Genomic DNA, 24,636 nt, shown 5'->3' on the forward strand with positions numbered 1-24,636 from the left:
GCCAGTGGCCACGCGGCTGGGTGGCTCAGTGGCCCAGCGGCCCAGTGGCTGAGCCACTCAACCAGCCCGCGGCTGGGCGGCTCGGTGGCCCAGCGGCCCAGTGGCTGAGCGGGGTCGGTGGCTCGGTGGCTGATCCACTCAACCAGCCAGTGGCCACGCGGCTGGGTGGCTCAGTGGCCCAGCGGCCCAGTGGCTGAGCCACTCAACCAGCCCGCGGCTGGGCGGCTCGGTGGCCCAGCGGCCCAGTGGCTGAGCCAGTCAGCCAGCCCGCGGCTGGGCGGCTCGGTGGCTCGGTGGCTCAGCCAGCCAGCCAACCAGTGGCCGAGCGGCTCGGTGGCTCAGCCAGTCAGCCAGCCCGCGCCCGCGCGGACCCGTCCGCCAAGCCCTGTCAGGTGCCGGCCCGGTGGACGCTGACCGCATATCCGCCACCCTCGTAGGCGTCGCCGTCCCAGGTGGCGAACCGGCCGACGCGGGTGAGGCCGGCCGCGGCGCAGTACCCGTCGTACTGCTCCACCGTGAGACCGGGCGGCACCGGCAGATGAGCGGCGTCCAGGCCGAAGCCCGCGACCAGGAGCCCGCCCAGGCGCAGCGCCGCGGCCAGGCGCGCGGTCACCGCCGCCTCGGTCCCGGCGGCGAGCAGCGGGAAGACATTGCCCGCGGCGACCACGAGGTCGAAGTCCGCGGCGATGCCCAGCAGGGCCGGGTCGAACGCGGCGAGATCGGTCCGCACCCACGTCAGCTCCGGCGCCTGCGCCCGCGCCACGTCGAGCATCGAGGCGTCGAGATCGATCCCGACGCAGTCGTATCCGAGTTCCGCCAGCCGGATCGCGACGCGACCCGTTCCGCACCCGGCGTCGAGGACCCGCGCCCCGACCGGCACCAGGGCGGAGCAGAAGCGCGCCTCGCCGTGCACGTCCTTTCCGCTCCGGGCCAGCGCCGCGAAACGTGCGGCGTACTCGTCCCCGGAGGTGCCTCCGGTCAGCTCCTGCCATCGATTCATGAGAGCGACCGTACGCGTTCGGCGTCCTCGGCATCCGCCCGCCCGGCCCCGGAGCCGCGCGAGCGGCCCTGCCCGGTACGGCCGCGGCGGTGCGCCCCCGCGAGGCGCGCAGCCGCGCCGTCGAGCAGCGTCCCCAGGACGGTCGGGTAGGCGCTGCGGTTCATGCGCTCGGCCAACAGGGGCGCGGTCGCGGCGATGTGCGGGTGGGTCGTGCCGGGCAGGCGCGCGTACGTCGAGGTCCACATCTGCTCGTCCCTCTCGCGGGCCTCGTCCTTCAGGGCCAGCGCGCCCGCGTCGAGCGCGGCGAAGGCGAGGGCCAGGTCGATGAACGCGTGGTAGACCGCGACGGCGTCGGTGTCCGTGAAGCCGGCGCCGCGCAGGATGCCGAGGATCGTCTCGTCGACCTCGATCTCGCGGGGGCGGCCGGTGACCCGGCTCGCCGTGAGGACGGCCGCCTGCGGATGGGCGAGGTAGGAGGCGTGGATCGCCAGGCCCAGGGCGCGCAGGTCCGCGCGCCAGTCCCCCGTGGCCGCCCAGGTGTCCAGGGCCCGACCCATCAACTCCTCGCCGATCGCACGGGTCAGACCGTCGAGGCCGGCGAAGTAGCGGTACACGGTGCTGGGATCGGCGCCGAGCGCCGTGCCCAGGCGGCGGGCGGTCAGGCCCGCGCTGCCGTGCTCGTGCAGCATCCGCAGCGCCGTCTCGACGATGAGCGTCTCCGAGAGCACCTGGCCCTGCCGGGTGGGGCGCCGCCTGCGCCGCTCCGCCTCGGGAACCACCTTCTTCGCCACCGCGAGCCCCTTCCCGACTCCTTATGCCAACGCTGTAGACGTTAAGCCCTCCCGTGCCGTTGCATCAGGTCACCCCCGGGCGACCGCCACGGGGCGAGCTTTCGTCGAGAGGCAAGGTCATGCGTGTACTCCTCGTGGGCGCGGGCGGCGTGGGCACCGCCGTCACCCGTATCGCGGCCCGGCGCGACTTCCTGACGCACATGGTGGTGGCGGACTACGACCTGTCCCGCGCCGAAGCGGCCGTCGCCGCGCTCGACGAGAAGCAGGGGCAGGGGCAGGAGCAAGGGCAGGGGCAGCAGGGCCGGTTCAGCGCACGCCGCCTCGACGCCTCGGATCAGGAAGCCGTACGACAGGTCCTCGCCGACGAGCGCTGCGACGTACTCCTGAACGCGACGGACCCGCGCTTCGTGATGCCGTTGTTCGACGCCGCGCTCGCCGCGGGCGCGCACTACATGGACATGGCCATGTCGCTGTCCGCTCCGCACGCCACCACCCCGTACGAGGACTGCGGGGTGAAGCTCGGCGACGAGCAGTTCGCGAAGGCCGCCGAGTGGGAGGCCGCGGGGCGCCTCGCGCTGGTCGGCATGGGCGTGGAGCCGGGCCTGTCGGATGTCTTCGCCCGTTACGCGGCCGATCAACTCTTCGACGAGATCGAGGAGATCGGCGTACGCGACGGCGCCGACCTGACCGTCGAGGGCTACGACTTCGCCCCGTCCTTCAGCATCTGGACCACGATCGAGGAGTGCCTGAACCCGCCGGTCGTCTACGAGAAGGACCGCGGCTGGCACACCACCGCGCCCTTCAGCGAGCCGGAGGTCTTCGAGTTCCCCGAGGGCATCGGCCCGGTGGAGTGCGTGAACGTCGAGCACGAAGAGGTGCTCCTGATCCCCCGCTGGATCGACGCGCGCCGCGTGACGTTCAAGTACGGGCTCGGCGACGACTTCATCGCCAAGCTGAAGACCCTGCACGAGCTGGGCCTCGACTCCACCGCGAAGGTCACCGTGCCGGGCCCGGACGGTCCGGTCGCGGTCTCCCCGCGCGACGTGGTGGCGGCCTGTCTGCCGGATCCGGCGACTCTGGGCGACCGTATGAAGGGCAAGACCTGCGCGGGCACTTGGGTCAAGGGCACGAAGGACGGGGCGGCGCGCGAGGTGTATCTGTACCACGTCGTCGACAACGAGTGGTCGATGCGGGAGTACGGCTCCCAGGCCGTGGTCTGGCAGACCGCCGTCAACCCGGTCATCGCCCTCGAACTGCTCGCCGGCGGTGTCTGGAAGGGCTCGGGCGTGCTCGGCCCGGAGGCCCTGTCGCCTCAGCCGTTCCTGGACCTGCTCACCGCGTACGGTTCGCCGTGGGGGATGCGCGAGGAAATCTGAGCACGACGGGGCGCCTCACCGCCTGACCCGCGCCACCTCGAGCCGGTACCCCATCCCCCGTATCGCATCGATCGTGCAGGACCCGCCCGCCTCCTGGAGCTTGTTGCGTACGCGGCGGACATGGACCGTGAGGGTGTTGCTGTCGAGCGTGTCCGTGCCCCACAGGGCCCGGGTCAGTTCCGCGCGCGGGACGACCCGGCCCACGTGCTCCATCAGATAGCGCAGAACCATGAACTCCCGTACGGGAAGCCTGAGTCGGGTGCCGCGCACGTGTACGTGGAAGCCCTCCGGGTCCAGTTCGATGTCGCCGACCACCAAGGGCGCGGGCGCGCGGCCGAAGGACAGCAGCGGAATGATCTCCTCGGTGCGGTACGGGCGGGCCACGTAGGCCACCGCACCCGCCGCCAGCGCGGCGGTGGCCTCCACCGCACCGTCCGCACCGGCCGCGACCACCACCGGGACCGGGTGCAGCCGGGCGACGAGCGTCGTGACCCGCGCGCAGTCCACCACCGGCAGGGGTGCGCCGAGCAGCAGGGCGCGTGGGCGGCGCGCGCCGGCCTGGAGCAGGGCTTCGGCGCCGTCGTGGCAGACGACCGTCGCCACGCCCGCCGCCTCGAAGCGGGCGGCCGCCGCGGTGGCGAGCGCGGTGTCCGGGTCGGCGAGCAGCAGATCGGGCGGCCGGGTGCCGCCGGCGTGCGCATCGGGGGTCACGCGTGGTCCTCCTTCGGACGGGCCACGTACCGTGCTGGGAACGGCAGTTGAGCAGATCACTCAGCCGAACCGGCCGGAGATGTAGTCCTCCGTGCGGTTGTCCGAGGGGTTGGAGAAGATCCGGGACGTCTCGTCGTACTCGATGAGCCTGCCGTGCCGCTCACCCTTGTCGTCGACATCGGCGGTGAAGAAGGCCGTGCGGTGCGAGACCCGCGCCGCCTGCTGCATGTTGTGGGTGACGACGATGATCGTGAACTCCTCGGCGAGCTTCTCCATCAGGTCCTCGATCTTCGCCGTGGCGATGGGGTCGAGGGCCGAGCAGGGCTCGTCCATCAGGATCACCTCCGGCTGCACCGCGATGGTGCGGGCGATGCAGAGCCGCTGCTGCTGGCCGCCGGAGAGCGCGAGCGCCGAGGTCTTCAGCTTGTCCTTGACCTCGTCCCAGAGGGCCGCGTGCGTGAGGGTCTCCTCGACGAGGTCGTCGAGGTTCCCCTTGAAGCCGCCCACGCGCGGGCCGTAGGCGATGTTGTCGTAGATGGACTTGGGGAACGGGTTGGGCTTCTGGAAGACCATGCCGATACGGCGGCGCACCTCGATCGGGTCGACCTCGCGGCCGTACAGGTCCTCGCTGTGGTAGTGGATCTTGCCGGCCACGCGGGCGTGCGGGATGAGGTCGTTCATCCGGTTGAAGCAGCGCAGGACGGTGGACTTGCCGCAGCCGGACGGCCCGATCATCGCGGTGATCTGGCGGTGCCCGATGGAGAGGTTGACGTCGCGCACCGCCTCGTGGTCGCCGTAGAAGACCGAAAGGCCGCCCACCTCGAAGACCGCTCCGGCGAGCGGGCGTGCCTGGCGGTAGGAGACCTGTGGGGTGCGGGTGCCGCCGGGAGGGTCGGACGGAGGGGGCATGTCGGGCTCCAGAGAAGGCGTGGGAGACATGGCGCTCACCACCTGCGGGCGTAGCGGTTGCGCAGCCAGATGGCCAGGGAGTTCATGGCGAGCAGGATGACCAGGAGGATCACGATCGCGGCGGAGGCGAGCGAGACGAACTCGGCGCGCGACTGGCTGATCCAGTTGAAGATCTGGATCGGCAGGACCGTGAACTGGCTCTGCACTCCGGTGGGGTTGAAGGTGATGAAGGTCAGCCCGCCGAGCAGCAGCAGGGGTGCCGCCTCACCGATCGCCCGTGACAGGGCCAGGATCGAGCCGGTCGCCATGCCGGGTACGGCCGCGGGCAGCACCTGAAGCCGGATCGTCTGCCACTGGGTGGCGCCGAGCGCGAGGGAGGCCTGGCGGATGGACTGCGGTACGGCCCGGATCGCCTCGCGCGAGGCGATGATCACGATGGGCAGGACGAGCAGCGAGAGCGTCAGGGACGCGGTGAGGACGGTCTGGCCGAAGCCAAGACCCCGGGAGATCACGCCGAGTCCGAGGATGCCGTAGACGATCGACGGCACGGCGGCGAGGTTCTGGATGTTGATCTCGATGAGCTTGTTCCACCAGCGCTCCGGATCGGCGTACTCCTCGAGGTAGATCGCCGCGAGGATGCCGGTCGGCAGGCAGTAGAGCGCGGTGAACGCGATCACCCAGATCGTGCCCATGATGGCCGACTGGGCGCCGGCGTTGGTGGGGTCGATGATGTCGGGGAAGTTCGTCCAGATACGGGAGTCCAGGCGTGGCCACGCCTCGTAGACCACGTAGATCAGCAGGCCGGCGAGGAAGATCACGCCGACCGCGAGCGAGGTCCACAGGCTCAGGCGGAAGAACCGTTCGCGCCACGGTGTGCCGCGGCCCTTGAGGCGCGGGACCCCGGGTGGGGCGTCGTGCTCGAGGACGGAGGAGGCCATCACTCGTACACCTCCCGGTACTTGCGGACGAGACGGATGCTGATCAGGTTCATCACCAGCGTCATCACGAAGAGCAGCGAGCCCACCGCGAAGATGGTCTTGTAGCCGGTCGAGCCGACCGGGACGTCGCCGATGCCGGCGGCCGCGATGAAGGCGGTCATGGTCTGCATGCCTTCGAGGGGGTTCCAGGAGAGCTGGGGCCGCAGTCCCGCGGCGATCGCGACGATCATCGTCTCGCCGATGGCGCGCGAGATCCCGAGGACGACCGCGGCCACGATCCCGGACAGGGCCGCCGGGAAGACGACCCGCGTGGAGACCTGCATCCGCGAGGAGCCGAGCGCGAAGGCGCCGTCGCGCAGGGCGTGCGGCACCGCGGCCATCGCGTCCTCGGAGAGCGAGGCGACCGTCGGGATGATCATGATGCCCATGACGAAGCCGGCCGAGAGGGCGTTGAAGATCTGCGGGGGCTGGTCGAACCACCAGTTGTCGCGCAGGAAGGGGGTGATCGCCTTCAGCGCGAAGAAGCCGTAGACGACGGTCGGGATACCGGCGAGCACTTCGAGGACCGGCTTGAAGACCGTCCGCGTACGGGAACTCGCGTACTCGCTGAGGTAGATCGCCGCACCGAGCCCCAGCGGCACGGCCACGACCAGCGCGATCAGGGTGATGAGCAGGGTCGCGCCGACCAGCGGGAGCACCCCGAACTCGGGCGGGTTGAACAGGGCCGACCACTCGGTGCCGGTGAGGAACTCACCGAGGCCGACCTCGCCGAAGAAGTCGCTGGTCGGCGGTACGAGCGCGATCACGATCCCGACGGTGGTCAGGACCGAGACGAGCGCGGCGGCCACCAGGAGGACCTTGATGACCTTCTCGCCGTAGCGCGGCTGGGACCGCTTCAGGAAGCCGGGGCTTCCCGAAGCGGACCGCGGCCTCTGCTGAGGGACGCTCATGACTTCTGCTGTTCACGCAGCTTGTCGAGCGCCGCCTTCAGCTGGGTCTCCTGTTCTGTGTTCAGCGGGACGAAGAGGGCCTTCTCGGCGATCTCGGCGTGCTTCTCGACGTAGAACTCGACGAACGCCTCGACCTCCGGCTTGTCGAGCGAGCTGGCCTTCGGGTAGATGAACAGCGGCCGGGACAGCGGCTTGTACGTGCCGTCCTGGACGGTCTCGGTGGTGGGCTCGACACAGCCGTCACCGCCGTCGACCTGCACCAGCTTCAGCTTGTCCTTGTTCTCCTCGTAGTAGGAGAGGCCGAAGTAGCCGAGGCCGCCCTTGGAGCCGGAGACGCCCTGGATGATGACGTTGTCGTCCTCGCTCGGCGAGTAGTCGGTGCGCGACGCGCCGTCCTCGCCGTTGATCGCCTCGGTGAAGTACTCGAAGGTGCCCGAGTCCGTGCCGGGTCCGTAGAGTTCGAGCTTCTCGTCGGGGAACTTCGAGTCGACCTGGTTCCAGTTGTTCACCTTCGACTTGGGCTCCCAGATCTTCTTGAGCTGGTCGACGGTGAGGCACTCGGCCCAGTCGTTCTCCTTGCTGACCACGACGGAGAGGCCGTCGTTGGCGACCTGGAACTCCTCGAACCCGATCTTCTTTCCGTCGCAGACGGACTTCTCCTCGTCCTTGATGGGACGGGAGGCGTCGGAGATATCGGTCTCGCCGGCGCAGAACTTCTCGAAGCCGCCACCGGTGCCCGAGGTGCCGACGGTGACCTTGACCCCGGAGTTCTCGGCCTGGAAGAGCTGGGCGGCGGCGGAGGACAGCGGGGCGACGGTGGACGAGCCGTCGATGCGGATATTGCCCTTCAGGGCGCCGTCCTTGCCGTCGCCGCCGCCACCGCCTCCGGCGTCCTCTCCGCCACAGGCGGTCGCGGCGAGCAGTACGGCGGCGGTGAGGGCCAGCGGAGTCCTGGCCCGGCGCAGCGCAGTGGAAGTGTTCACGAGTAACGACCCTCGCGTCGGCCGGGCAGCCGCCCGGCGGCGTGGACCGGCGCCCCTGTGGGGGTGGGCTCGCGGTCAGGACACCATGGATGGAAGTCCTCGGCGGTGAACGCGCGGTGTACGCGGGCGCGGAAGGATATGAACGCGGGCGCTCGAATGGCGAGCTGGATCTCGTAGGCGTGAACTGCCTTGATAAGCGGGGAAGTTGGGGCGTCAGGGGCACAGGACAAGCGCGCCGGTGCACCCCCGCGGGGCACCGGCGCGCGAGGTGCCTCAGGCCTTGTTGAGGTGGCCCCAGAACTCGTCGAAGGAGAGCTTCTTGTCGCCGTCGATGTCCTTGGCGTTGATGACGGCCTGGGCGACCGACTCGGTGACGTTCCAGTCGCCGCCCTGAGCGAGCGCCCTCTTGAACTCCGCGGCGGTGATCAGACCGTCACCATCCGAGTCGATCCGGTCGAACTGCGCGCGTGCCGCCTCGATGTCGGCCATGCCTTCCACCCCTTCTTGGTGCTGAACTGACCCGGTCAGATTAACTACCCGGTCATACGTCCCCGTCAGCGGGACAGCTCGTCCTCGAGCGCGGCCACGACCCAGCTGAACTCCTCCCGGTAGTCCGGCGCCGTCTCCATCCCCTGCACCTGGGCGATCAGCTCCCGCAGCCGGGACACCCGGGCCGCGCTCGCCGACCGGATCAGCGCCAGGACCGCGGCCCGGTCCGCGTCCCCGAGCAGCTCACCGAGCACCTCGCGCGCCCCCTCCGAGTCGGGCGCCACACCACGGCGGCGGGTCTCGCCCGCGAAGTGGACGAGCCGGCTCATGAACCACAGGGAGCTGCCGGCCGGGGTCTCGGCGGTACGTCCCGCCGCGTTGAACTCGATCACCTTGCGCATCGCGCCCCTGAACTCGGGGTCCTGCAGCAGCTCCGCCAGCTCCACCCAGGCGTCGACCTGCCCGGCCGTGGGATCGTCCGGCAGATCGGGGATGCCGAACCGCAGCCGCGTACGGATGTCGGGGTCGGTGGTGTCGAGCCCGCCGAACACCTCGGCGGTGAACTCGTCGATGATGCGCGCCCGTTCGGCGGCGCTCAGTCGGGCCAGCTTGTTCATCAGGGTCATCTCCTGTGCGGTCGAACCGCGCTTGGCGACGGTCGCGAGCACGGCCCGGGTCACCTTGAGGCTCTGGATCTGCGCGTCGAGCGCACTCACATGCCGCGCCGCCACCTGCGCCACGGTGATCTCCCCGGCGACCACCGCGCGTACGTCGTCCAGGCCGAGGCCCAGGTCGCGCAGCGTGCGGATGAGTTCGAGGCGGGCCACGGACTCGGCGTCGTAGAGCCGGTAGTTGCCCTCGGAGCGGTCAACCACGGGCAGCGCGCCGGCGTCGGACCAGTAGCGGATGGTGCGCACCGGGAGTCCGGTGCGGCGGGCGAGCTGCCCGATGGTGAGCAGCTCCGGGCCGTCGTGGATCATGAAGGAGAGTCTGTGCCTTCCAGTGGGTGGAGACTCAAGGGTTTGCTTCGACAGGGTTTGCTTCGACGTGGGGGTACGAAGATGAGCAGCGCACTTGCCGAGGTACTCGCCGCCGCGGCGGCCGGCCGGTTTCCCGCACCGGACGGCACGACCACGATCCTGCCGCAGCCGAACCCGCGGGACGCGGGTGTCCTCGCGTTCACGGCCCACTCGGTGGTGTTCACCGACGAGGACCCGGACTGGGTGCGCGAGACGCTCGCGGCCATGGACTGCGACGCCCTCGCGGCCACGATGAACCCGCGCTTCCTCGCGGCGTTCATGGAGCGGACGGGCCGGCGCACGGACACCATCGATCTGATGACGGTGGCGACACCGCTGAGCGGTGAACTCCCGCTCCCGCTGCGGGAGATCGAGGACCAGGACCACCCGCGGGTGGCGTACGCCCGCAAGCGCCGCGACGACGTGCGCGTGTGGACGACCGACGGCGGTCTGCTGGCGCTCGGGCGCGGGCTCGCGGGGCGCTGGGAGGTGTCGGTGGAGGTCGACGAGGACGTACGGCACCGGGGGCTCGGCCGGCAGCTTGCGGTCGCGGCGCGTCATCTCGTACCGGCGGATGCGGTGCTGTGGGCGCAGCAGTCGCCGGGCAATGCGCGCAGTGTGCGGACGTTCCAGGCGGCGGGGTACAAGGCGGTGGCCTCGGAGGTGCTGTTCTTCGCGCCGTGACGCCCCCGTACAAAGCCCCCGTACAAGAGACAGAACCGGGCGCGGGCGCCTCCGAGTAGCGCCCGCGCCCGGTGGTCTCCGGGACCTTCAGTGGGTCAGCCGAGGGTCACCGGAAGATTCCGGTGTGGCCAAGGGAGTAGCGGCCCGGCTGGGGATAGACCGCGAGTCCGTGCGGGCCGCCGCCGACCGGGATACGGGCCAGCTGGACGCCGCTGTGGGTGTCGATGGCGTACACCTCGTTGTCGTAACGGCCCGACAGCCACAGGACGTTGCCGTCCGCCGAGACGCCGCCCATGTCCGGGGAGCCGCCGTCGGGCAGCCACCACTTCTTGGTGAGCTTGTTCTGGGCGAAGTCGAAGACCGAGATCGAGCCCTCGCCGCGGTTGGGTACGTACATCTCCTTGGAGTCGCGGGAGATGTAGAGGCCGTGGCAGCCCTTGCCGGTGGGCATCAGCTTCGGCGTCGTGAACTTCTCGCCGTCCAGGACCCACATGCCGTGCGCCATCATGTCGGCGATGTAGAAGGTCTTGCCGTCCGGCGAGATCTTCACGTCCTGTGGCATCGCGCCCTCGAAGGGCAGCTTCATCTGGCCGACGACCTTCATCTTCTCCGTGTCGACCTTGAGCAGTTCGGCGGAGAACTCGCAGGACACGATGAAGTAGCGGCCGTCGAGCGAGAAGTCGGCGTGGTTCACGCCGTAGCAGCTCACCGGCTCGGTGTGCTGGCGCTTCATCGTCTGCGGATCGCGGAAGACGATCTCGCGGTCGAGCGACGCCATCACGATCGCACTCTTGCCGTTGGGCGTGAAGTAGAGGTTGTACGGGTCGTGCACCTCGACGTCCGGCGCCTTGCGCTTGGCGGTCAGCGGGTCGAGCGGGGTGAGCGTGTGGCCGCGGTTGTTGTTGACCCAGAGGGTCTTCATGTCCCAGGAGGGCACGACGTGCTGCGGCTGGGTGCCGGTCTCGATGGTGTCGACGACCTGGAAGGAGTTGGGGTCGATCACCGAGACCGTGTTGGAGTTGGTGTTCGGGACGTAGATCCGTTCCTTGACCGTCTTCATGAACGGCGAGAGGTTGCCCGCCCGGTTCGCCGCGTAGATGTCCTTGGGGTTCTCCACCGGCGGCATCCCGGGCAGCCCGTAGACCGGCTTGGGCCCGGCCGGCTTGAGCGCCGCCTGCTGTGCGGCGGACTTCTCGTGGACGGACTGCTCGGGCGAGCCGCAGGCCGCGAGGACGACGGAGGCGGCGAGCACACCGCAGGCCAGCAGGCGGGTTCTCTTCGTGAGAGGTCGGGCGAGAGGTTTCATGAGGTCAGCAGCTCCGTGGTGGTCACCGCGGTCAGTTCGCGGCGGGCGAGTTCTTCCAGGACGGCCGGGAGCGCGGCGACCGTGTCCGCGTACCCGAAGTGCAGACTCACCACGGATCCGCCGCGCACCGTGGAGGTGCTGTTGCGGACCACGGCCTGGGCGCCGGGCGAGGTGAAGTCCAGGGAGTCCGTGTCGTACGACAGGACGTGCGGGTAGCCGGCCCGGCGGGCCAGCTTCTGTACGAGCGGGCTCGCGTGCTGCGTACGGGAGGGCCGGAACCAGGTGCCGATCGAACCGGTCAGCCGGCGCAGGCGGTCCGCGCAGCCGGTGATCTCGGCGAACGCCTCGGCCTCGGAGAGCTGGTTGATGTCGAGGTGGCGCAGGGTGTGGTTGCCCAGTTCATGGCCGCCGTCGAGGATGCGGCGGGCGAGCTCCGGATAGCGGTCGAGCCAGCTGCCGACGGCGAGCACGGTGACACGGGCGCCGGCCTTCTCCGCCTGGGTGAGCAGCTGCCGGGCGATCTTCGGGTCGCCCTGCCCGTGGAAGGTGAGCGCGACGCGGGGATTGTTCCGTGGGCCGTGCTCGATCTGCGCGGGCAGCCCCGGGAAGCGGCGCGGTCCGGGCGCCGGGGGCGGCGCCGAGGGCCGGGGCTCGGGCGCCCGTGCGCGGTCCGGCCCGTCGGCCGAGCAGGCGGTGGCGAGCGGGCCGGCGAGGGCGAGCAGGGCTGCGGCGCGCAGAGCACCGCGGCGGTCGGTGGTCACGCCGCCCATTTAAAGGGGCTATCGCATAAAAGGTAATGATTGACCCAATTCGGGACTGTCGCGGGTCGCCCCTCCCGGAGCCCACACCCATCCCCTCGCGCCGCCAAAGCGTTTGCACAGCGCTTATTTAGCCGCTGTTTACAAGGTCAGTGCTCCAGATCACCAAAGATTAATCTTTGAATCGTTCATGTTTGGTAGGGATTGTCCGAGTAAGGACCTTTGGCTTGGAGACCGCCCGTCTGCCATAGTCGGAGGCACGCGATGCCCATTGACCCGAGCAATCGCCATACGACCGCGGATCACACCCCCCGAGGATCCGCGGTGCACGCAGAAGCCCCCTAGAAGCCGTCACCCCCGGCGCGATGGGGGCTTCTGCATGTCCGCGGCCTTACGTCAGCGCGTGATCTCGTACGTCGAGGTCGTCTGGCTGCCCTCGTTCGCGACGAGCAGCAGCGGCTCACGGGTGGGCGAGGCAGCCGCCGGGACGAAGCTGACGCCCTCGGGTGAGGCATCGCCCGCGGTGCGCGTCCAGCCCTTGAAGCGGGGCGCGCGCGGGTCGGTGATGTCGAAGGTCATCACTCCGCCGGTGCGCTCCAGGAGGACGAAGGCGTACGTACGGCCGTCGATCTCGCCGACCGTCAGGCCCTCGGGCTCGGGGCCCTTGTTGTCGCTGCGCTTGTCCCAGTCGCCCTCACCCTCGGCGTTGAAGTTGGCCGGGTCGATCTTCGCGGTGAGCTGCTCGAGGAGATCGCCGCTGTCCCAGACGAGGCGGCCTTCGGTGTCACGGATCGAGAAGGACCGCCCGCCGGGCGCGTAGAGCGGGCCGCCGGGCTTGGCGGGCGTGGAGTTGAGGACGTCGAGGCGGCCCATCGCCTTGTCGTCGAGCAGCGCGGGGTCGAAGCCCTCGGGCAGCAGCGCCGGGTCGAGGTCGGCGAGGCGGGTGAGGTCCTCGTAATCGCCGTACTCGCGCGCGTCACCCTCGTTCGCGACCACGTAGTACGTACGGCCGTGGCGCTCGAACGCGGCGGCCGCGTCCGGCATGTAGACGCCGAGCAGCGGGCGCGTGGCGATGTTGATCGCGCCGTCCTTGTCGCTGGTGTCCAGGCCGTTGCCGGGCTTGGAGTGGCCCTTGTGGCCGAGGCCCGCGAGGTCGGTGACCTTGCCGGTGCGCAGGTCGACGGTGGCGACGGCGTTGTTCTCCTGCAAGGTCACGTACGCCTTGCGGGAGTGCTTGTCGACGGTGATGTACTCCGGCTCCAGGTCCTGCGCGACGCTCGCGCCGGGCCCGCTGATGCGCACGCTCGCGCCGAGGCGGCGGTGGTTGTACGCGCGGAAGTCGGCGGTCTTCGTGCTCGCGCGCTGCCAGCCGCGCGCGAGGTCGACCAGGGTGACGCTGCCCTCGGGGTCGGTGTCGCCGGGTGCGTAGCCGCCGGGCTCGCCCTCGTTGGCGACCAGGACGGTGTCGCCGTCCTTGCTGAAGGTGACCATGTCGGGGCCGTGGCCGGCGGGCAGCGCGCGCAGTACTTCGCCGTCGGGGCGCATCAGGACGACCTTGCCGCGTTCGGCGGCTTCGGCGGTCTCGACGGCGACGGCTATCAGCCCGTCGTACGCGGCGACGCTGGTGACCGCACCGTCGCCGTACGCGGAGAGGTCGACGGTCCGCACCCGGCGCGGGGTTTCGGGGTCGCGGACGTCGACGATGTCGAGCGTGAGGGTGTCGGCGCCGGTGACGAAGGCACGCCGCGACGTCTTGTCGTACGCGACGATCTCGGCGGCCGCCGAGGTGAACGTCGACAGATGCCTGAGCTCGATGTGCCGGCCGTGTCCGCGATCCCTGTGCCCTGCGGAGGGGGCGGAGCCGGCGGGGGACGCCACGGCGGTGAGGGACGAGACGAGAAGGGCGGCCAGGGAGACGCGGGCCGCGCGCCGGGTGATTCGCATGGGCGCATCGTGCAGGCGATGGCTGAACCGGAGGGGAACTGCGGGTGATGCTCAGGGGGTTGGCCGGTGGTCAGCGGTCGGCGATCCGCATTTCGAACCAGGTGGTCTTGCCGCGCGGCAGGAGATCCACGCCCCAGCGGTCGGAGAGCTTGTCGACCAGGAAGAGACCGCGGCCGCTGGTGTCCATCTCATGGACGGGCATCAGACAGGGCAGTCCGCGCGAGGGATCGCGGACCTCGATCCGGATCCAGCCGCGCCGGCGCAGCATGCGTAAGCCGAACACCCGGGCTCCGGTGTGCCGTACGGCATTTCCGACGAGTTCGGAGACGAGCAGCACGACCGCTTCGGCCACCTGAGGGGAAAGGCCCCAGTGGCGCAGGACGACGATCTGGGCGAGCCGGCGTGCCGTGCCGGCCGACTCGGGCCGGGAGGGCAGCGGGACTTCGTCCTCGGTCGGGTTACCGAACAACTCCAGGGCTTTCAGGGCCCGTTCGTCCTCTACGGCAGGAGACCACCGGGACACGGTCACGCCGCCGTGTCGCCGTGTCTGTTCGCTGCTCTCCAGCCCCGCCATGCCCCCATCATGGCCTCAGGCGGGGCCTGTTGGAGCCCTTACGCGAGAAGTCACATCGCGGAATGGATGGTTCCGCAGGGCGCATTCGGCATATGCCTAAGGCACTTAAGGTGCGATGACGCCGGGTGTGACCTGCGATGACACCCCGCTCTCAAGAGATCACCCAGAGTTCTGGCCAAGGCAGCCTTAAGACGCTCTTAAGGTTGACATAAGCCGGACGTGAGGGTGAGCGGCGGCCACCGCTCACCCTCCTGTGCGTCAACTCGGCGCACCCTGCGGCGACTTGACGCTCAGACGAACTTCGCCTTGCCCGGGCCCTCCTCGACGAAGCTGCGCATGCCGCGGTCGCGGTCCTCCGTGGCGAACAGGGCCGAGAACCAGGTGCGTTCGATGGCGAGGCCCGTGTCGATGTCGGTCTCCAGGCCGCGGTCGACCGACTCCTTCGCCGCGCGCAGCGCGATGGCCGGGCCCTGGGCCAGCTTCGCGGCCCAGGTGTGCGCCTGCTCGTAGACCTCGGCGGCGGGCACCACGCGGTCGACCAGGCCGAGTTGGAGTGCCTCGTCGGACTTGACCATACGGCCGGTGAAGATCAGGTCCTTGGCGCGGGACGGGCCGATCAGGCGCGAGAGGCGCTGGGTGCCGCCGGCGCCCGGGATCAGGCCGAGCAGGATCTCGGGCTGGCCGAGCTTGGCGTTGTCGGCGGCGATGCGGTAGTCGGCGCACAGGGCCAGCTCGCAGCCGCCGCCGAGCGCATAGCCGGTGACGGCGGCGACGACGGGCTTGGGGATACGGGCGACGGCGGTGAACGCGTCCTGCAGATCGCGGGCGCGCAGGACCATCGCGGCATGGTCCATCGCCTGCATCTCCTTGATGTCCGCACCGGCCGCGAACACCTTCTCGCCGCCGTAGAGCACGACGGCCCGTACGTCGTCACGGGCGGTGGCCTCGTCGGCGAGCTCCTTGAGACGGTCCTGGGTGGCCACGTCGAGAGCGTTCATCGGCGGGCGGTCCAGACGGATCGTGCCCACACCTGCGGTGACTTCGAGAGAGACGGTCATGTACGGAGGTTAGCGGCCGTTCACGCACGTGGGCCCGGTGCTGTTGGTCACAGCACCGGGCCCACGGTCGCGTCAGGGGCGGGAGACTACTCGAGGGCTACTTCTCCCACTTGTCCCATGCCAGGTTCCAGGCGTTGAGGCCGTTGAACCAGTCGATGGTGTCGTCCTTGGAGTTCTTGATGGTGACCACGTCGCCGACCATCGACTGGTCGTAGAACCAGGCGGCGGGCGTCTTGCCGTCGTAGCCGCCGCGGACATCGCGCAGGCCGACGCAGCCGTGGCTGACGTTGGCGGAACCGAAGGTCGAGGAGCTCGCCCAGTAGTTGCCGTGGATGAACGTGCCCGAGGCCGACAGACGCATCGCGTGCGGCACGTCCTTGATGTCGTACTCGCCCTCGCCCTCGCTGTCGGTGAAGCCGACCGTGGCGCCGTTCATCCGGGTCACCTTGTGCTTCTCGGTGATGACCATCTGGCCGTTCCACGAGGGGGTGGCCGGGGCGCCGGTGGTGATCGGGATGGTCTTGACGACCTTGCCGTCGCGTTCCACCGTCATCTTCTTGGACTTGGCGTCGACCGTGGAGACCTGCGAGCGGCCGATGGTGAAGGTGATGGACTTGACCTGCGAGCCGTAGACGTCCGGGCGGCCTTCGACACCGTCGAGGTTGAGCTTGACGGTGACCTTGGTGCCGGGCTTCCAGTACTCCTCGGGGCGGAAGTCGAGGCGGTCGTTGCCGTACCACTTGTGCCGGATCTCGACGGCGGGGTCGGCGGTGACCTCGATGGCGTCCTCGACGGCGTCGGGCTTGGTGATGCCGCGGGTGAAGTTCAGCGAGACCGGCATGCCCACGCCGACCTTGTCACCGTTCTCGGGCGTGAAGTGACCCACGAAGGTGTTCTTCGGGGTGAGGGTCGTGAAGCTGATGTCCTTCGCGGACGCACGGCCTTCGGAGTCCTTGGCCGTGGCGTGCACCTTGTACTTCGTGGAGGCGGCGAGATGGCTCTCCGGCTTCCAGCTGGCGCCGTCCTTGGCTATCTCGCCGGGGATCGCCCTGCCCTTGGTGTCCTCGACCTTGACGTCGGTGAGCTTGCCCTTGTCGGCGGTGATCTTCAGGGCGCCGCTCGTGGCGACGTCCTTGGCACCGTCCTTGGGGGCTATGTCGACCACGGCGACCGAAGGCGTGTTGGCCTTCGCCTTGTCCGAGCCCGCCTTGTTCTTGTCCTTGTCGCCGCCGCCGTCGTCTCCGCCGCCGCCGCCGCAAGCGGTGACCGCGAGCAGCAGTGCGCCCGTGATCAGGGCCAGCCGGCCTCTGGCGCGGTGTCGCCGTGCATCAACCGATGCCCCCGATATCGGTCGCCCGTTCACCTGTCGTTCTCCCCTCGCATGGCCTGGTCAGGCCCGCTCCCCTGGCTGCGCGCGTGCTCGTCGCGCACCTATGCGCAAGGGTTATCACACGGGCTTGTGGGGTGGCTCACTCGGGTTGTCACTGTTCCGTCCCAACTGACGGGGCGGGGTGGGGATTTCTTTCCCCCACCCCGCCCCTTCCCGAAACCTGGGGCTTTGCCCCCGGGCCCCCGCATCCGAACTTCGTTCGGATCTCCTCAAACGCCGGAGGGGCTGATTGCCGAGCCCTTCTTCCAGTTCTGCCACGACATGTTCCAGCCGCCGAGGCCGTTGTCCGGTGCGACCGTCTTGTCCTTGGAGCCCGTGACCTCGACGACGTCGCCGATCAGGGAGCGGTCGAAGAACCAGCCCGCCGGGGTTTCCGCGCTGCCGCCCTTGATGTCGCGCAGGCCGACGCAGCCGTGGCTGACGTTGTCGCGGCCGAAGGTGGACGACGAGGCCCAGTAGTTGCCGTGCAGGAAGGTGCCGGAGGTGGTGAGGCGGATGGCGTGCGGGACGTCCTTGATGTCGTATTCGCCCTTGCCGTCGGAGTCCGTGAAGCCCACGGTCGCGCCGTTCATGCGCGTCACCTCGAGCATCTCGGTGATGACCATTTTCCCGTTGTACGTGGTGGTCTTGGGCGCTCCGGCCGTGATCGGCACCTTGGACAGGAGCTCTCCGTCCCTGCGTACCTCCATCGTGTGCTCCGCGGCGTCCACCAGGGAGACCTGGCTGCGGCCGACCGTGAAGGCGAAGGTCTTGTGCTGGAGTCCGTAGATGCCGGGCGCCGCCTCGACGTCGCGCAGATGCAGATCGACCGTGACCTTCGTGCCCGGTTTCCAGTAGTCGCGGGGACGGAAGTCCAGGCGGTCGGTGCCGAACCAGTGGCCGACGATGTCGGTGGGCGGCTGGGCCGTCACCTTCACCGCGCGCTCGACGGCCGCCCGGTTCTCGACCTCGCGGTTGAAGTCGAGCGACACGATCATGCCGGTGCCGACGGTGGAACGGTTCTCCGGCTTCACGTACGCCACGAAGCGTTCGTCCGGGACGTAGGTGGTGAAGGTCGTGTGCCGGGCCGAGCGGCGGCCGTGGCCGTCCAGGGCCACCGCGTCCACCTCGTACTTCGCGGCGAGCGCGAGCCGGTGGTCGTCCGGGGTCCAGCGCAGGCCGTCCTCGGAGATCCGGCCGGGCACCGGGGACTCCTGTGCGTCCTGGTACTTGACCACCTTCACGGTCTCCAGGCGCCCGCTGGGTACTTTGACCTCGATGCCCTCCTCGGGCCGTACTCCGCGCTCACCGTGCTGCGGGCTCACCCGGATCGGTTCGGTCTCACCCTTGCCGAGCATCTCGTCGAGCCGGAAGCCGTCCGCCGAGCACCCGGCGAGCAGACCGATGCTGATCACGGCGGCGGTCAGGGCCTGCACCGCGCGCCGGGCCCGGCCGGCGCCGGCGCCCCTGTCGTTTTGTCTCACGTTGTCCCCAACGACGCGCCCCCTCCTGGGGAAACGTGAGTGCGGGGCCGGTTGGGGGCACAACTGGGGGGAGACAGCGAGGACGTTACGGACGGAACCGCGGCCGGGACGCCGTGCGACCGCCGGGCGGCCTCGCGCTGAGTACCGCTGAGCCGCGGGAGGCTGACAGGTGTCGAGGGCACCCGAGCAAGAGGCATGGCAAGGGGCACGACAAGGACCACGTCAGGAATCAGCGGAGAGGATGACACGGGCGGACGAACTGCTTGGCGGCACCGGCATACGCGGGGCCACGCGGCGTGGACGGGAGAGCCCGCTGCCCACACGGCCGGTCCGGCCGGGGGCGCCGACGCCGCTCGGCGCGCGCTTTCGGACCGGTCCCGACGGTGTGGCCGGCACCAACTTCGCGCTGTGGGCAGGCGGCGCAGAGGCGGTGGAACTGTGTCTCTTCGATGAGCAGGGGCGCGAGACAAGGTGTCCGCTGACCGAGCTGACCCATGAGATCTGGCACGGGTTCGTGCCCGGGGTCGAGCCGGGGCAGCGCTACGGCTATCGCGTGGACGGGCGCTGGGATCCCTGGACGGGCGCGCGCTGGAATCCGGCGAAGCTGCTGCTCGACCCGTACGCACGGGCAGTGGACGGTGATTACGGCATCTACGGCCGGGCGGCCGAGGTGTACGGGCATATGCGGGACTGGCCGGAGCAGCACGTCGCGGACACCGTGCGCGACGACCGTGATTCGGCGCCTTTCGTGCCCAAGGGAATCGTTGTCCATGACGACGGTCCCGACGAATGGGCCGAGGACCGGCGGCCGAAAACGCCCTGGGCGGACTCGGTGATCTACGAATTGCACGTCAAGGGCTTCACGAAGCGGCATCCGGGGATTCCGGAGGAATTGCGCGGTACGTATGCGGGGCTCGGGCATCCGGCGGCGGTCGACCATCTCGTACGGCTCGGGGTGACGGCGGTCGAGTTGCTGCCGGTGCACCAGTTCGCGCATGAGGACCATCTGCTGAAGCGGGACCTCAGGAATTACTGGGGTTACAACTCGATCGGCTATTTCGCGCCGCACGCGGGATATGCGGCCGGTGCGACGACCGGTGCGCAGGTGGGCGAGTTCAAGGACATGGTGCGGTCGCTGCACGACGCCGGGATCGAGGTCATTCTCGACGTGGTCTACAACCACACGGCGGAAGCGGGCGAGTTGGGGCCGACGCTTTCGTTGCGCGGGATCGACAACCGGGGTTATTACCGGCTCCAGGGCGACCCGCGCCGGTACGCGGACTACACGGGCTGCGGGAACACGCTGCATGTGGTGCAGCCGCATGTGCTGCGGCTGATCACCGATTCCCTGCGGTACTGGGTGACGGAAATGGGCGTGGACGGTTTCCGTTTCGATCTGGCCGCCGCGCTCGCGCGTTCCTTTCACGATGTCGACATGCTCTCGCCTTTCCTCGCGGTGATCGCCCAGGATCCGGTGCTCCGGCGGGTGAAGCTGATCGCCGAGCCGTGGGATGTGGGATCCGGCGGCTATCAGGTCGGGTCTTTCCCGCCGTTGTGGACGGAGTGGAACGACCGCTATCGCGGTGCCGTACGGGATTTCTGGCGCGGTGCGCTGCCGGACGTGCGGGATCTCGGATACCGGCTCTCCGGGTCGAGTGATCTGTACGCGTGGGGCGGGCGCAGGCCGTACGCGTCGGTCAACTTCATCACCGCGCACGACGGGTTCACGCTGCGGGATCTCGTGAGTTACGAGCGCAAGCACAACGAGGCCAACGGCGAGGGCAACCGGGACGGCACGGACGACAACCGGGCCTGGAACTGCGGGGTCGAGGGCGAGAGCGACGACGAGCGGATCCAGGCGCTCAGGCGCCGGCAGCTGCGGAATCTGCTGACGACGCTGCTGCTCTCGACCGGGGTGCCGATGCTGGTCGCGGGCGATGAGCTGGGGCGTACGCAGGGCGGGAACAACAACGCGTACTGCCAGGACAACGAGACCAGCTGGGTGGACTGGGCGCTGCTCGAACAGCCGGGCTGGAAGGCCCTGTTCGAGCTGACCTCCCGGCTGATCCGGCTGCGGCACGAGCATCCGGTCCTTCGCCGCCGCTCGTTCTTCTCGGGGCGGGCGCACTCGGCGGACGGGCTGCGGGATCTGGCCTGGTTCACGGCGCACGGCGCGGAGATGACGGAGCGGGACTGGTACGCGCCGGCCGCGACACTCGGGATGTATCTGTCCGGGCGCGACATCCCCGGGCGCGACGCACGCGGGGCGCCGGTGACGGACGACAGCTTCCTGGTGGTCCTGCACGCCGGGGACCGCCCGGTGAGCTTCACGCTGCCGGGTCCGCCGTGGGCCACCGCGTACGAACTGGTCCTGGACACCAACAGCGAGGACCAGGCGGGGGCTCCCGGCACGCTCCACGAGGCGGGGACGGTGGTGACGGTGCCGGCCCGCTGCGTGCTGCTCTACCGGGTGGCGGACTGAGCGGCGGTCAGCCGAGGATGCCGCGGTCGTAACCCGTCGCGACCGCGGCCGCGCGGTCCTTCACGCCCAACTTGGCGTACAGATGGGTGAGATGAGTCTTGACCGTGGCCTCGCTGATGAACAGTTCGCGGGCGATCTCGCGGTTGGAGGTGCCGCGCGCGACCAGGGTCAGGACCTCGCGCTCACGGGCGCTGAGCGGGGTCTCGCCGGGTGTCGGGGCGGGGGTGCGCACCCGGGAGACCAGGCGGGAGGCGACCGCGGGCGAGAGGACCGTGCGGCCCTCGGCGGCGGCGCGTACCGCCGTGAACAGCTCGTCGCGCGGGGCGTCCTTGAGGAGATAGCCGGTCGCGCCCGCCTCGATCGCGGGGAGCGTGTCGGAGTCGGTGTCGTACGTGGTGAGGACCAGGACCTTGGCACGGGCGCCGGTCCGTGCGAGCTCGGCGATCGCGGCCACTCCCCCGCCGCCGGGCATCCGCAGGTCCATCAGGACGACGTCGGGGTCGAGCCCGGCGGTGAGCGCGACGGCCTCCTCGCCGGTCGAGGCCTCGCCGAGCACCTCGAAGCCTGGCGCCGAGAGGAACATGCCGCGCAGGCCGTCCCGTACGACGGGATGGTCGTCCACGATGAGCAGGGTGATCGTCGCGTCAGTGCTGGTCATGGTGGCCCCACGGTACGGGACCGGCCGCACGGTCCGTACCGGCAACGTCCTTGCGTACGAGGGGGACGCGCGCCGAGACCGCCGTGCCGAGACCCGGCTCGGACTCGATCTCCACGGCGCCGGCGACGCGTTCGGCCCGGGCCCGCATCCCGTCGACGCCGAAGCCGCCCGAACCGGAGCGCTGCGGGATGGTGAGGGGGTCGAAGCCGGCGCCGTCGTCGCGTACGTCCAGGGCCACTTCGTCGTCCATGTAGGAGAGCGTGACGCCGATCCGGGTCGCGGCCGCGTGCCGGGCCGTGTTGGACAGGGCCTCCTGCGCGATCCGTACGAGGGTGCCCTCGATCTCGTCGTGCAGGGGCTCGGCGGTGCCCGTGACGGTGAACTCGGCGCGTACGCCCGTACGTGCGGACCATTCCGCCACCGTCTGCTTCAGGGCTTCCGCCAGGCCCTGGTCCTGCAAGGCGGCCGGTCCGAGGTTGTGCACCGAGCGGCGGGCCTCGCCGAGGCTGGAGCGGGCGAGGTCGGCGGCGCGGCCGAGGTGAACGCGGGCCAGGGCCCGGTCGTCGGTGTTGGCGACGACCTGGAGCTGGGCGATGATGCCGGTCAGGCCCTGCGCGATGGTGTCGTGGATCTCGGCGGCGAGCCGGCGGCGCTCGTCGGCGACGCCCGCTTCCCTCGCCTGGACGAGGAGTTGGTCGTGGAGGGCGGCGTTCTCGTCGAGGGCTTGCTGGAGGGCGGTGTTGGCCTCGGCCAGCTCCCGGATGGTCCTTGCCTGGACGCGGGCGTGCTCATCCTCCTTGGCCTGGAGGTGGCCCATCGCACCGACCAGAGTCATGTTGACGGCGATCAGGGCGCCGAACACGATCCAGCCGAGGGGGTCGCGGGGCGGCAGGCCGCCCGACTGGGACCCGGCCACGACGACGACCGAGGCGAACAGGGCGGGTTTGCGCAGGAGGGGCGGCAGCAGCCGGTCCGCGTCGAAGTAGCCGACAGCCGCGAAGAACGCGAAGAACGGATTGATCCAGGTCAGCACGAACGCGAGGGCCCAGCGCACCCAGTAGCAGAAGACGCCCGCAGCGGACGGGCCCGGCCGGGTGCGCTCCGCCCGGACCCACCACAGCTGCAGAACGAGGGCGGCGGCGCTGAGCGCCAGGAGGACGTACCAGTCGGTGCGGTCCATGCCCACCGCGTCGGCCGTGGCGACGGACAGCACGAATCCGACGCCGAGCAGTACGAAGGCGCCGTAGCGGTGCACGGGACGCCAGCGCTCCTCGACGAGGGCGGCGGCCGCGTCGGCGGCGGTGCGGCCGGATCCGGATTCCGTGACCCCGCCCGTCTTCCCCGTCATGCCCTCAGTCTGCACGGACGGTGCCGCGCTCACCGAAGCACTCCCCTCACTCCCAGCGGAACCAGCGGGTCGCCGCGGCGGTGAGCAGCACCGACCACAGGGCGAGGACGCCAAGGTGGGACCAGCTCGGCCAGTCGCCGGCCGCGGCCTCGCCGAGCGCCTGGGCGGCGGCGCCGAACGGGAGCAGCTCCATGGTCCGGGCGAGGGCGTCGGGCATGGTCTGCACCGGCATCCACAGGCCCGCGCTGAACATCATCGGGAAGAAGGCCGCGGCGCCCACCGCGTTCGCGGCCTTGGACGTACGGGAGACGGCCGAGAGCAGGGCGCCGAGGGAGAGCGCCGCGGTGACGGAGAGGCCGAGGGCCACCACGTATCCGAAGAACTGCTCCGGGAGCGCCACGTCGAAGACGAACTTGCCCACCAGCACCGAGAGGACCGCGGAGACCAGGGCCGCGACGCCGTGCAGCGCCATCTGCGCGGAGAGCACCGAGGCGGGGCGGACCGGGGTGGTGGACATCCGGCGCAGGATGCCGCGCTCGCGGTAGCCGGTGATCACCGGGGGCATGGCCTGGAGGCAGGCCATGAGCAGGGCGGTGAGGATCGCGATCGGTACGTAGACATCGACGAGCCTGAGGCCCGGGATGGACTCGCCGACCTCGCGGAAACTGGGGATGGAGCCGAGCAGGGCGAACAGGGCGGTCGGGAAGACCATGATCCAGAAGATGGAGCCGGGTTCGCGGCGGAAGAGGGTGAACTCCGCCTTGAGTACGGCGCCGGTGGCCGGCGAGAGGGCGAGGGCGCTCATGCGGAGGCTCCCTTCAGGTCGGTGCCGGACGGTGCGCTGTCGGTTTCGGTGAGGTCCAGGAACGCGTCGTCCAACGTGGCGTCGGATACGCGCAGTTGGTGGGCGGTGATGTGGTGGCGGGCGAGCAGGGTGATCACGGCGTTGACGGTCTCGTCGGTGCCGTTCACCGTGAGCCGGCCGTCGCGCCCGTCGGTGCTGATCGAGGCGGTGCCCGGGAGTCCGGCCAGGTCGGCGGGGTCGAGGGTGCGCGAAGGCGTGAAGGAGATGACCGTCGAGCCCGAGGCGCGGCGGATCAGGCCCGAGGGGGTGTCGAGGGCTGCCACCCGCCCCCGGTCGATCACGGCGATCCGGTCGCAGAGGCGCTGGGCCTCCTCCATGAAGTGGGTGACGAGCAGGACCGTGACGCCCGAGGCGCGGATCTCCTCGATCAGCTGCCAGGTGTCGCGCCGTGCGCGCGGGTCGAGTCCGGTGGTCAGCTCGTCGAGGACCACGACCCGGGGGCCCCCGATCAGGGCGAGCGCGATGGACAGGCGCTGCTTCTGGCCCCCGCTGAGTTTGGCGAAGCGGGTGGTGAGCTTCTCGGTGAGGCCGAGACGTTCCGCGAGCGCACGCCAGTCGGCCGGGCGCTCGTAGAAGGCGCTGTAGAGCTCGAGGGCCTCGCGCACGGTGAGCTTGGCCTGCAGCTCGCTCTCCTGGAGCTGGGTGCCGAGGATGCGGGTGACCTGGTCGTGGTCGGCCACCGGGTCGAGGCCCGCGACGCGTACCCGGCCGGAGTCGGGGACGCGCAGGCCCTCGACGCATTCGACGGTGGTGGTCTTGCCGGCGCCGTTGGGGCCGAGGATGCCGAAGATCTCGCCCTCCTCGACGGTGAAGCTCACACCGTCGACGGCGGGGCGGCCTCCGTAGGCCTTGCGCAGGTCTGCGACTTCGATGAGGGGCATGGCTCCACGGTCGCGGTGCGGGGCCCTCGCGGACATCGCCTATCGCGCTCGACCGGGCA

General features: G+C 70.1%; 23 protein-coding genes. 3 read left to right on the forward strand and 20 right to left on the reverse strand.

Annotation, left to right across the window (positions count from 1 at the left end):
* Positions 1 to 388 precede the first annotated feature (388 nt).
* Entirely contained in the window at positions 389 to 1,000 is a 612-nt protein-coding gene (locus tag G6045_RS13590; RefSeq protein ID WP_165332185.1) for a class I SAM-dependent methyltransferase, read from the reverse strand.
* Positions 997 to 1,791, reverse strand: coding sequence for a TetR/AcrR family transcriptional regulator (locus G6045_RS13595; RefSeq protein ID WP_165332186.1), 795 nt, complete (start codon positions 1,789 to 1,791; stop codon positions 997 to 999). The genes G6045_RS13590 and G6045_RS13595 overlap by 4 nt, the downstream gene beginning before the upstream one ends.
* 119 nt (positions 1,792 to 1,910) lie before the next feature.
* Here G6045_RS13595 and G6045_RS13600 point away from each other — a divergent pair, with 119 nt between their 5' ends.
* Complete coding sequence (locus tag G6045_RS13600) at positions 1,911 to 3,167, forward strand: saccharopine dehydrogenase family protein (RefSeq protein WP_165332187.1); 1,257 nt, start codon at positions 1,911 to 1,913, stop codon at positions 3,165 to 3,167.
* Between the two features lie 15 nt (positions 3,168 to 3,182).
* Here the strand turns inward: G6045_RS13600 and G6045_RS13605 are convergent, their stop codons facing one another.
* From G6045_RS13605 to G6045_RS13635, 7 genes are all read right to left on the reverse strand, one after another.
* Complete coding sequence (locus G6045_RS13605; protein ID WP_165332188.1) at positions 3,183 to 3,878, reverse strand: winged helix-turn-helix transcriptional regulator; 696 nt, start codon at positions 3,876 to 3,878, stop codon at positions 3,183 to 3,185.
* Positions 3,879 to 3,938: 60 nt separating this feature from the next.
* Positions 3,939 to 4,787: a phosphate ABC transporter ATP-binding protein PstB gene (pstB, locus tag G6045_RS13610; protein WP_165332189.1), complete on the reverse strand. Its 849-nt coding sequence runs from the start codon at positions 4,785 to 4,787 to the stop codon at positions 3,939 to 3,941.
* Between the two features lie 35 nt (positions 4,788 to 4,822).
* Positions 4,823 to 5,725 (reverse strand): phosphate ABC transporter permease PstA, encoded by a 903-nt coding sequence (gene pstA, locus G6045_RS13615; protein WP_165332190.1) that lies wholly within the window; start codon positions 5,723 to 5,725, stop codon positions 4,823 to 4,825.
* Positions 5,725 to 6,675 carry a phosphate ABC transporter permease subunit PstC gene (pstC, locus tag G6045_RS13620; protein ID WP_165332191.1) on the reverse strand — a complete coding sequence of 317 codons (951 nt, stop codon included), beginning with the start codon at positions 6,673 to 6,675 and terminating at the stop codon, positions 5,725 to 5,727. The genes pstA and pstC overlap by 1 nt, the downstream gene beginning before the upstream one ends.
* Positions 6,672 to 7,658 (reverse strand): PstS family phosphate ABC transporter substrate-binding protein, encoded by a 987-nt coding sequence (locus G6045_RS13625; protein WP_328707763.1) that lies wholly within the window; start codon positions 7,656 to 7,658, stop codon positions 6,672 to 6,674. Before G6045_RS13625 ends, pstC begins: the two co-directional genes overlap by 4 nt.
* A 273-nt stretch (positions 7,659 to 7,931) precedes the next feature.
* Complete coding sequence (locus G6045_RS13630) at positions 7,932 to 8,147, reverse strand: EF-hand domain-containing protein (protein WP_165332192.1); 216 nt, start codon at positions 8,145 to 8,147, stop codon at positions 7,932 to 7,934.
* 65 nt (positions 8,148 to 8,212) lie between these two features.
* Entirely contained in the window at positions 8,213 to 9,127 is a 915-nt protein-coding gene (locus G6045_RS13635) for a helix-turn-helix domain-containing protein (protein WP_165332193.1), read from the reverse strand.
* Positions 9,128 to 9,208: 81 nt separating this feature from the next.
* Here G6045_RS13635 and G6045_RS13640 point away from each other — a divergent pair, with 81 nt between their 5' ends.
* Positions 9,209 to 9,850 carry a GNAT family N-acetyltransferase gene (locus G6045_RS13640; protein WP_165332194.1) on the forward strand — a complete coding sequence of 214 codons (642 nt, stop codon included), beginning with the start codon at positions 9,209 to 9,211 and terminating at the stop codon, positions 9,848 to 9,850.
* A 106-nt stretch (positions 9,851 to 9,956) separates the two neighbouring features.
* On the opposite strand, the gene G6045_RS13645 is transcribed toward G6045_RS13640, so the two are convergent.
* The 7 genes from G6045_RS13645 to G6045_RS13675 form a co-directional block, all read right to left on the reverse strand.
* On the reverse strand, positions 9,957 to 11,156 hold the full coding sequence (locus tag G6045_RS13645) for a YncE family protein (protein WP_165332195.1): 1,200 nt from the start codon (positions 11,154 to 11,156) through the stop codon (positions 9,957 to 9,959).
* The gene (locus G6045_RS13650) at positions 11,153 to 11,917 is read right to left on the reverse strand and encodes a polysaccharide deacetylase family protein (protein WP_408056330.1); all 765 of its coding nucleotides are present in this window, start codon (positions 11,915 to 11,917) and stop codon (positions 11,153 to 11,155) included. Before G6045_RS13650 ends, G6045_RS13645 begins: the two co-directional genes overlap by 4 nt.
* Before the next feature lie 393 nt (positions 11,918 to 12,310).
* Positions 12,311 to 13,858 (reverse strand): choice-of-anchor I family protein, encoded by a 1,548-nt coding sequence (locus G6045_RS13655; protein ID WP_165332197.1) that lies wholly within the window; start codon positions 13,856 to 13,858, stop codon positions 12,311 to 12,313.
* A gap of 70 nt (positions 13,859 to 13,928) precedes the next feature.
* On the reverse strand, positions 13,929 to 14,432 hold the full coding sequence (locus G6045_RS13660; RefSeq protein ID WP_165332198.1) for an ATP-binding protein: 504 nt from the start codon (positions 14,430 to 14,432) through the stop codon (positions 13,929 to 13,931).
* 290 nt (positions 14,433 to 14,722) lie between these two features.
* Positions 14,723 to 15,490 carry an enoyl-CoA hydratase/isomerase family protein gene (locus G6045_RS13665; RefSeq protein WP_165332199.1) on the reverse strand — a complete coding sequence of 256 codons (768 nt, stop codon included), beginning with the start codon at positions 15,488 to 15,490 and terminating at the stop codon, positions 14,723 to 14,725.
* A gap of 97 nt (positions 15,491 to 15,587) precedes the next feature.
* A complete protein-coding gene (locus tag G6045_RS13670; RefSeq protein WP_165332200.1) occupies positions 15,588 to 16,853 on the reverse strand; it encodes a L,D-transpeptidase in 1,266 nt (421 codons plus the stop codon).
* A 236-nt stretch (positions 16,854 to 17,089) separates the two neighbouring features.
* Positions 17,090 to 18,343, reverse strand: coding sequence for a L,D-transpeptidase (locus tag G6045_RS13675; RefSeq protein ID WP_328707764.1), 1,254 nt, complete (start codon positions 18,341 to 18,343; stop codon positions 17,090 to 17,092).
* Between the two features lie 241 nt (positions 18,344 to 18,584).
* Here G6045_RS13675 and glgX point away from each other — a divergent pair, with 241 nt between their 5' ends.
* A complete protein-coding gene (gene glgX, locus G6045_RS13680; protein WP_165332201.1) occupies positions 18,585 to 20,825 on the forward strand; it encodes a glycogen debranching protein GlgX in 2,241 nt (746 codons plus the stop codon).
* 7 nt (positions 20,826 to 20,832) lie between these two features.
* On the opposite strand, the gene G6045_RS13685 is transcribed toward glgX, so the two are convergent.
* The 4 genes from G6045_RS13685 to G6045_RS13700 are packed head-to-tail and all read right to left on the reverse strand — an operon-like array spanning position 20,833 to position 24,577.
* Positions 20,833 to 21,483 carry a response regulator gene (locus G6045_RS13685; protein ID WP_165332202.1) on the reverse strand — a complete coding sequence of 217 codons (651 nt, stop codon included), beginning with the start codon at positions 21,481 to 21,483 and terminating at the stop codon, positions 20,833 to 20,835.
* Positions 21,470 to 22,831: a sensor histidine kinase gene (locus G6045_RS13690; RefSeq protein ID WP_165332203.1), complete on the reverse strand. Its 1,362-nt coding sequence runs from the start codon at positions 22,829 to 22,831 to the stop codon at positions 21,470 to 21,472. The genes G6045_RS13685 and G6045_RS13690 overlap by 14 nt, the downstream gene beginning before the upstream one ends.
* A gap of 46 nt (positions 22,832 to 22,877) precedes the next feature.
* On the reverse strand, positions 22,878 to 23,636 hold the full coding sequence (locus G6045_RS13695) for an ABC transporter permease (RefSeq protein ID WP_165332204.1): 759 nt from the start codon (positions 23,634 to 23,636) through the stop codon (positions 22,878 to 22,880).
* Positions 23,633 to 24,577, reverse strand: a complete 945-nt coding sequence (locus tag G6045_RS13700; RefSeq protein ID WP_165332205.1) for an ABC transporter ATP-binding protein — start codon at positions 24,575 to 24,577, stop codon at positions 23,633 to 23,635. The genes G6045_RS13695 and G6045_RS13700 overlap by 4 nt, the downstream gene beginning before the upstream one ends.
* Positions 24,578 to 24,636 lie beyond the last annotated feature (59 nt).

The organism is Streptomyces mesophilus (assembly GCF_011044995.1).
GTDB classification, from domain to species: Bacteria; Actinomycetota; Actinomycetes; order Streptomycetales; family Streptomycetaceae; genus Streptomyces; species Streptomyces mesophilus.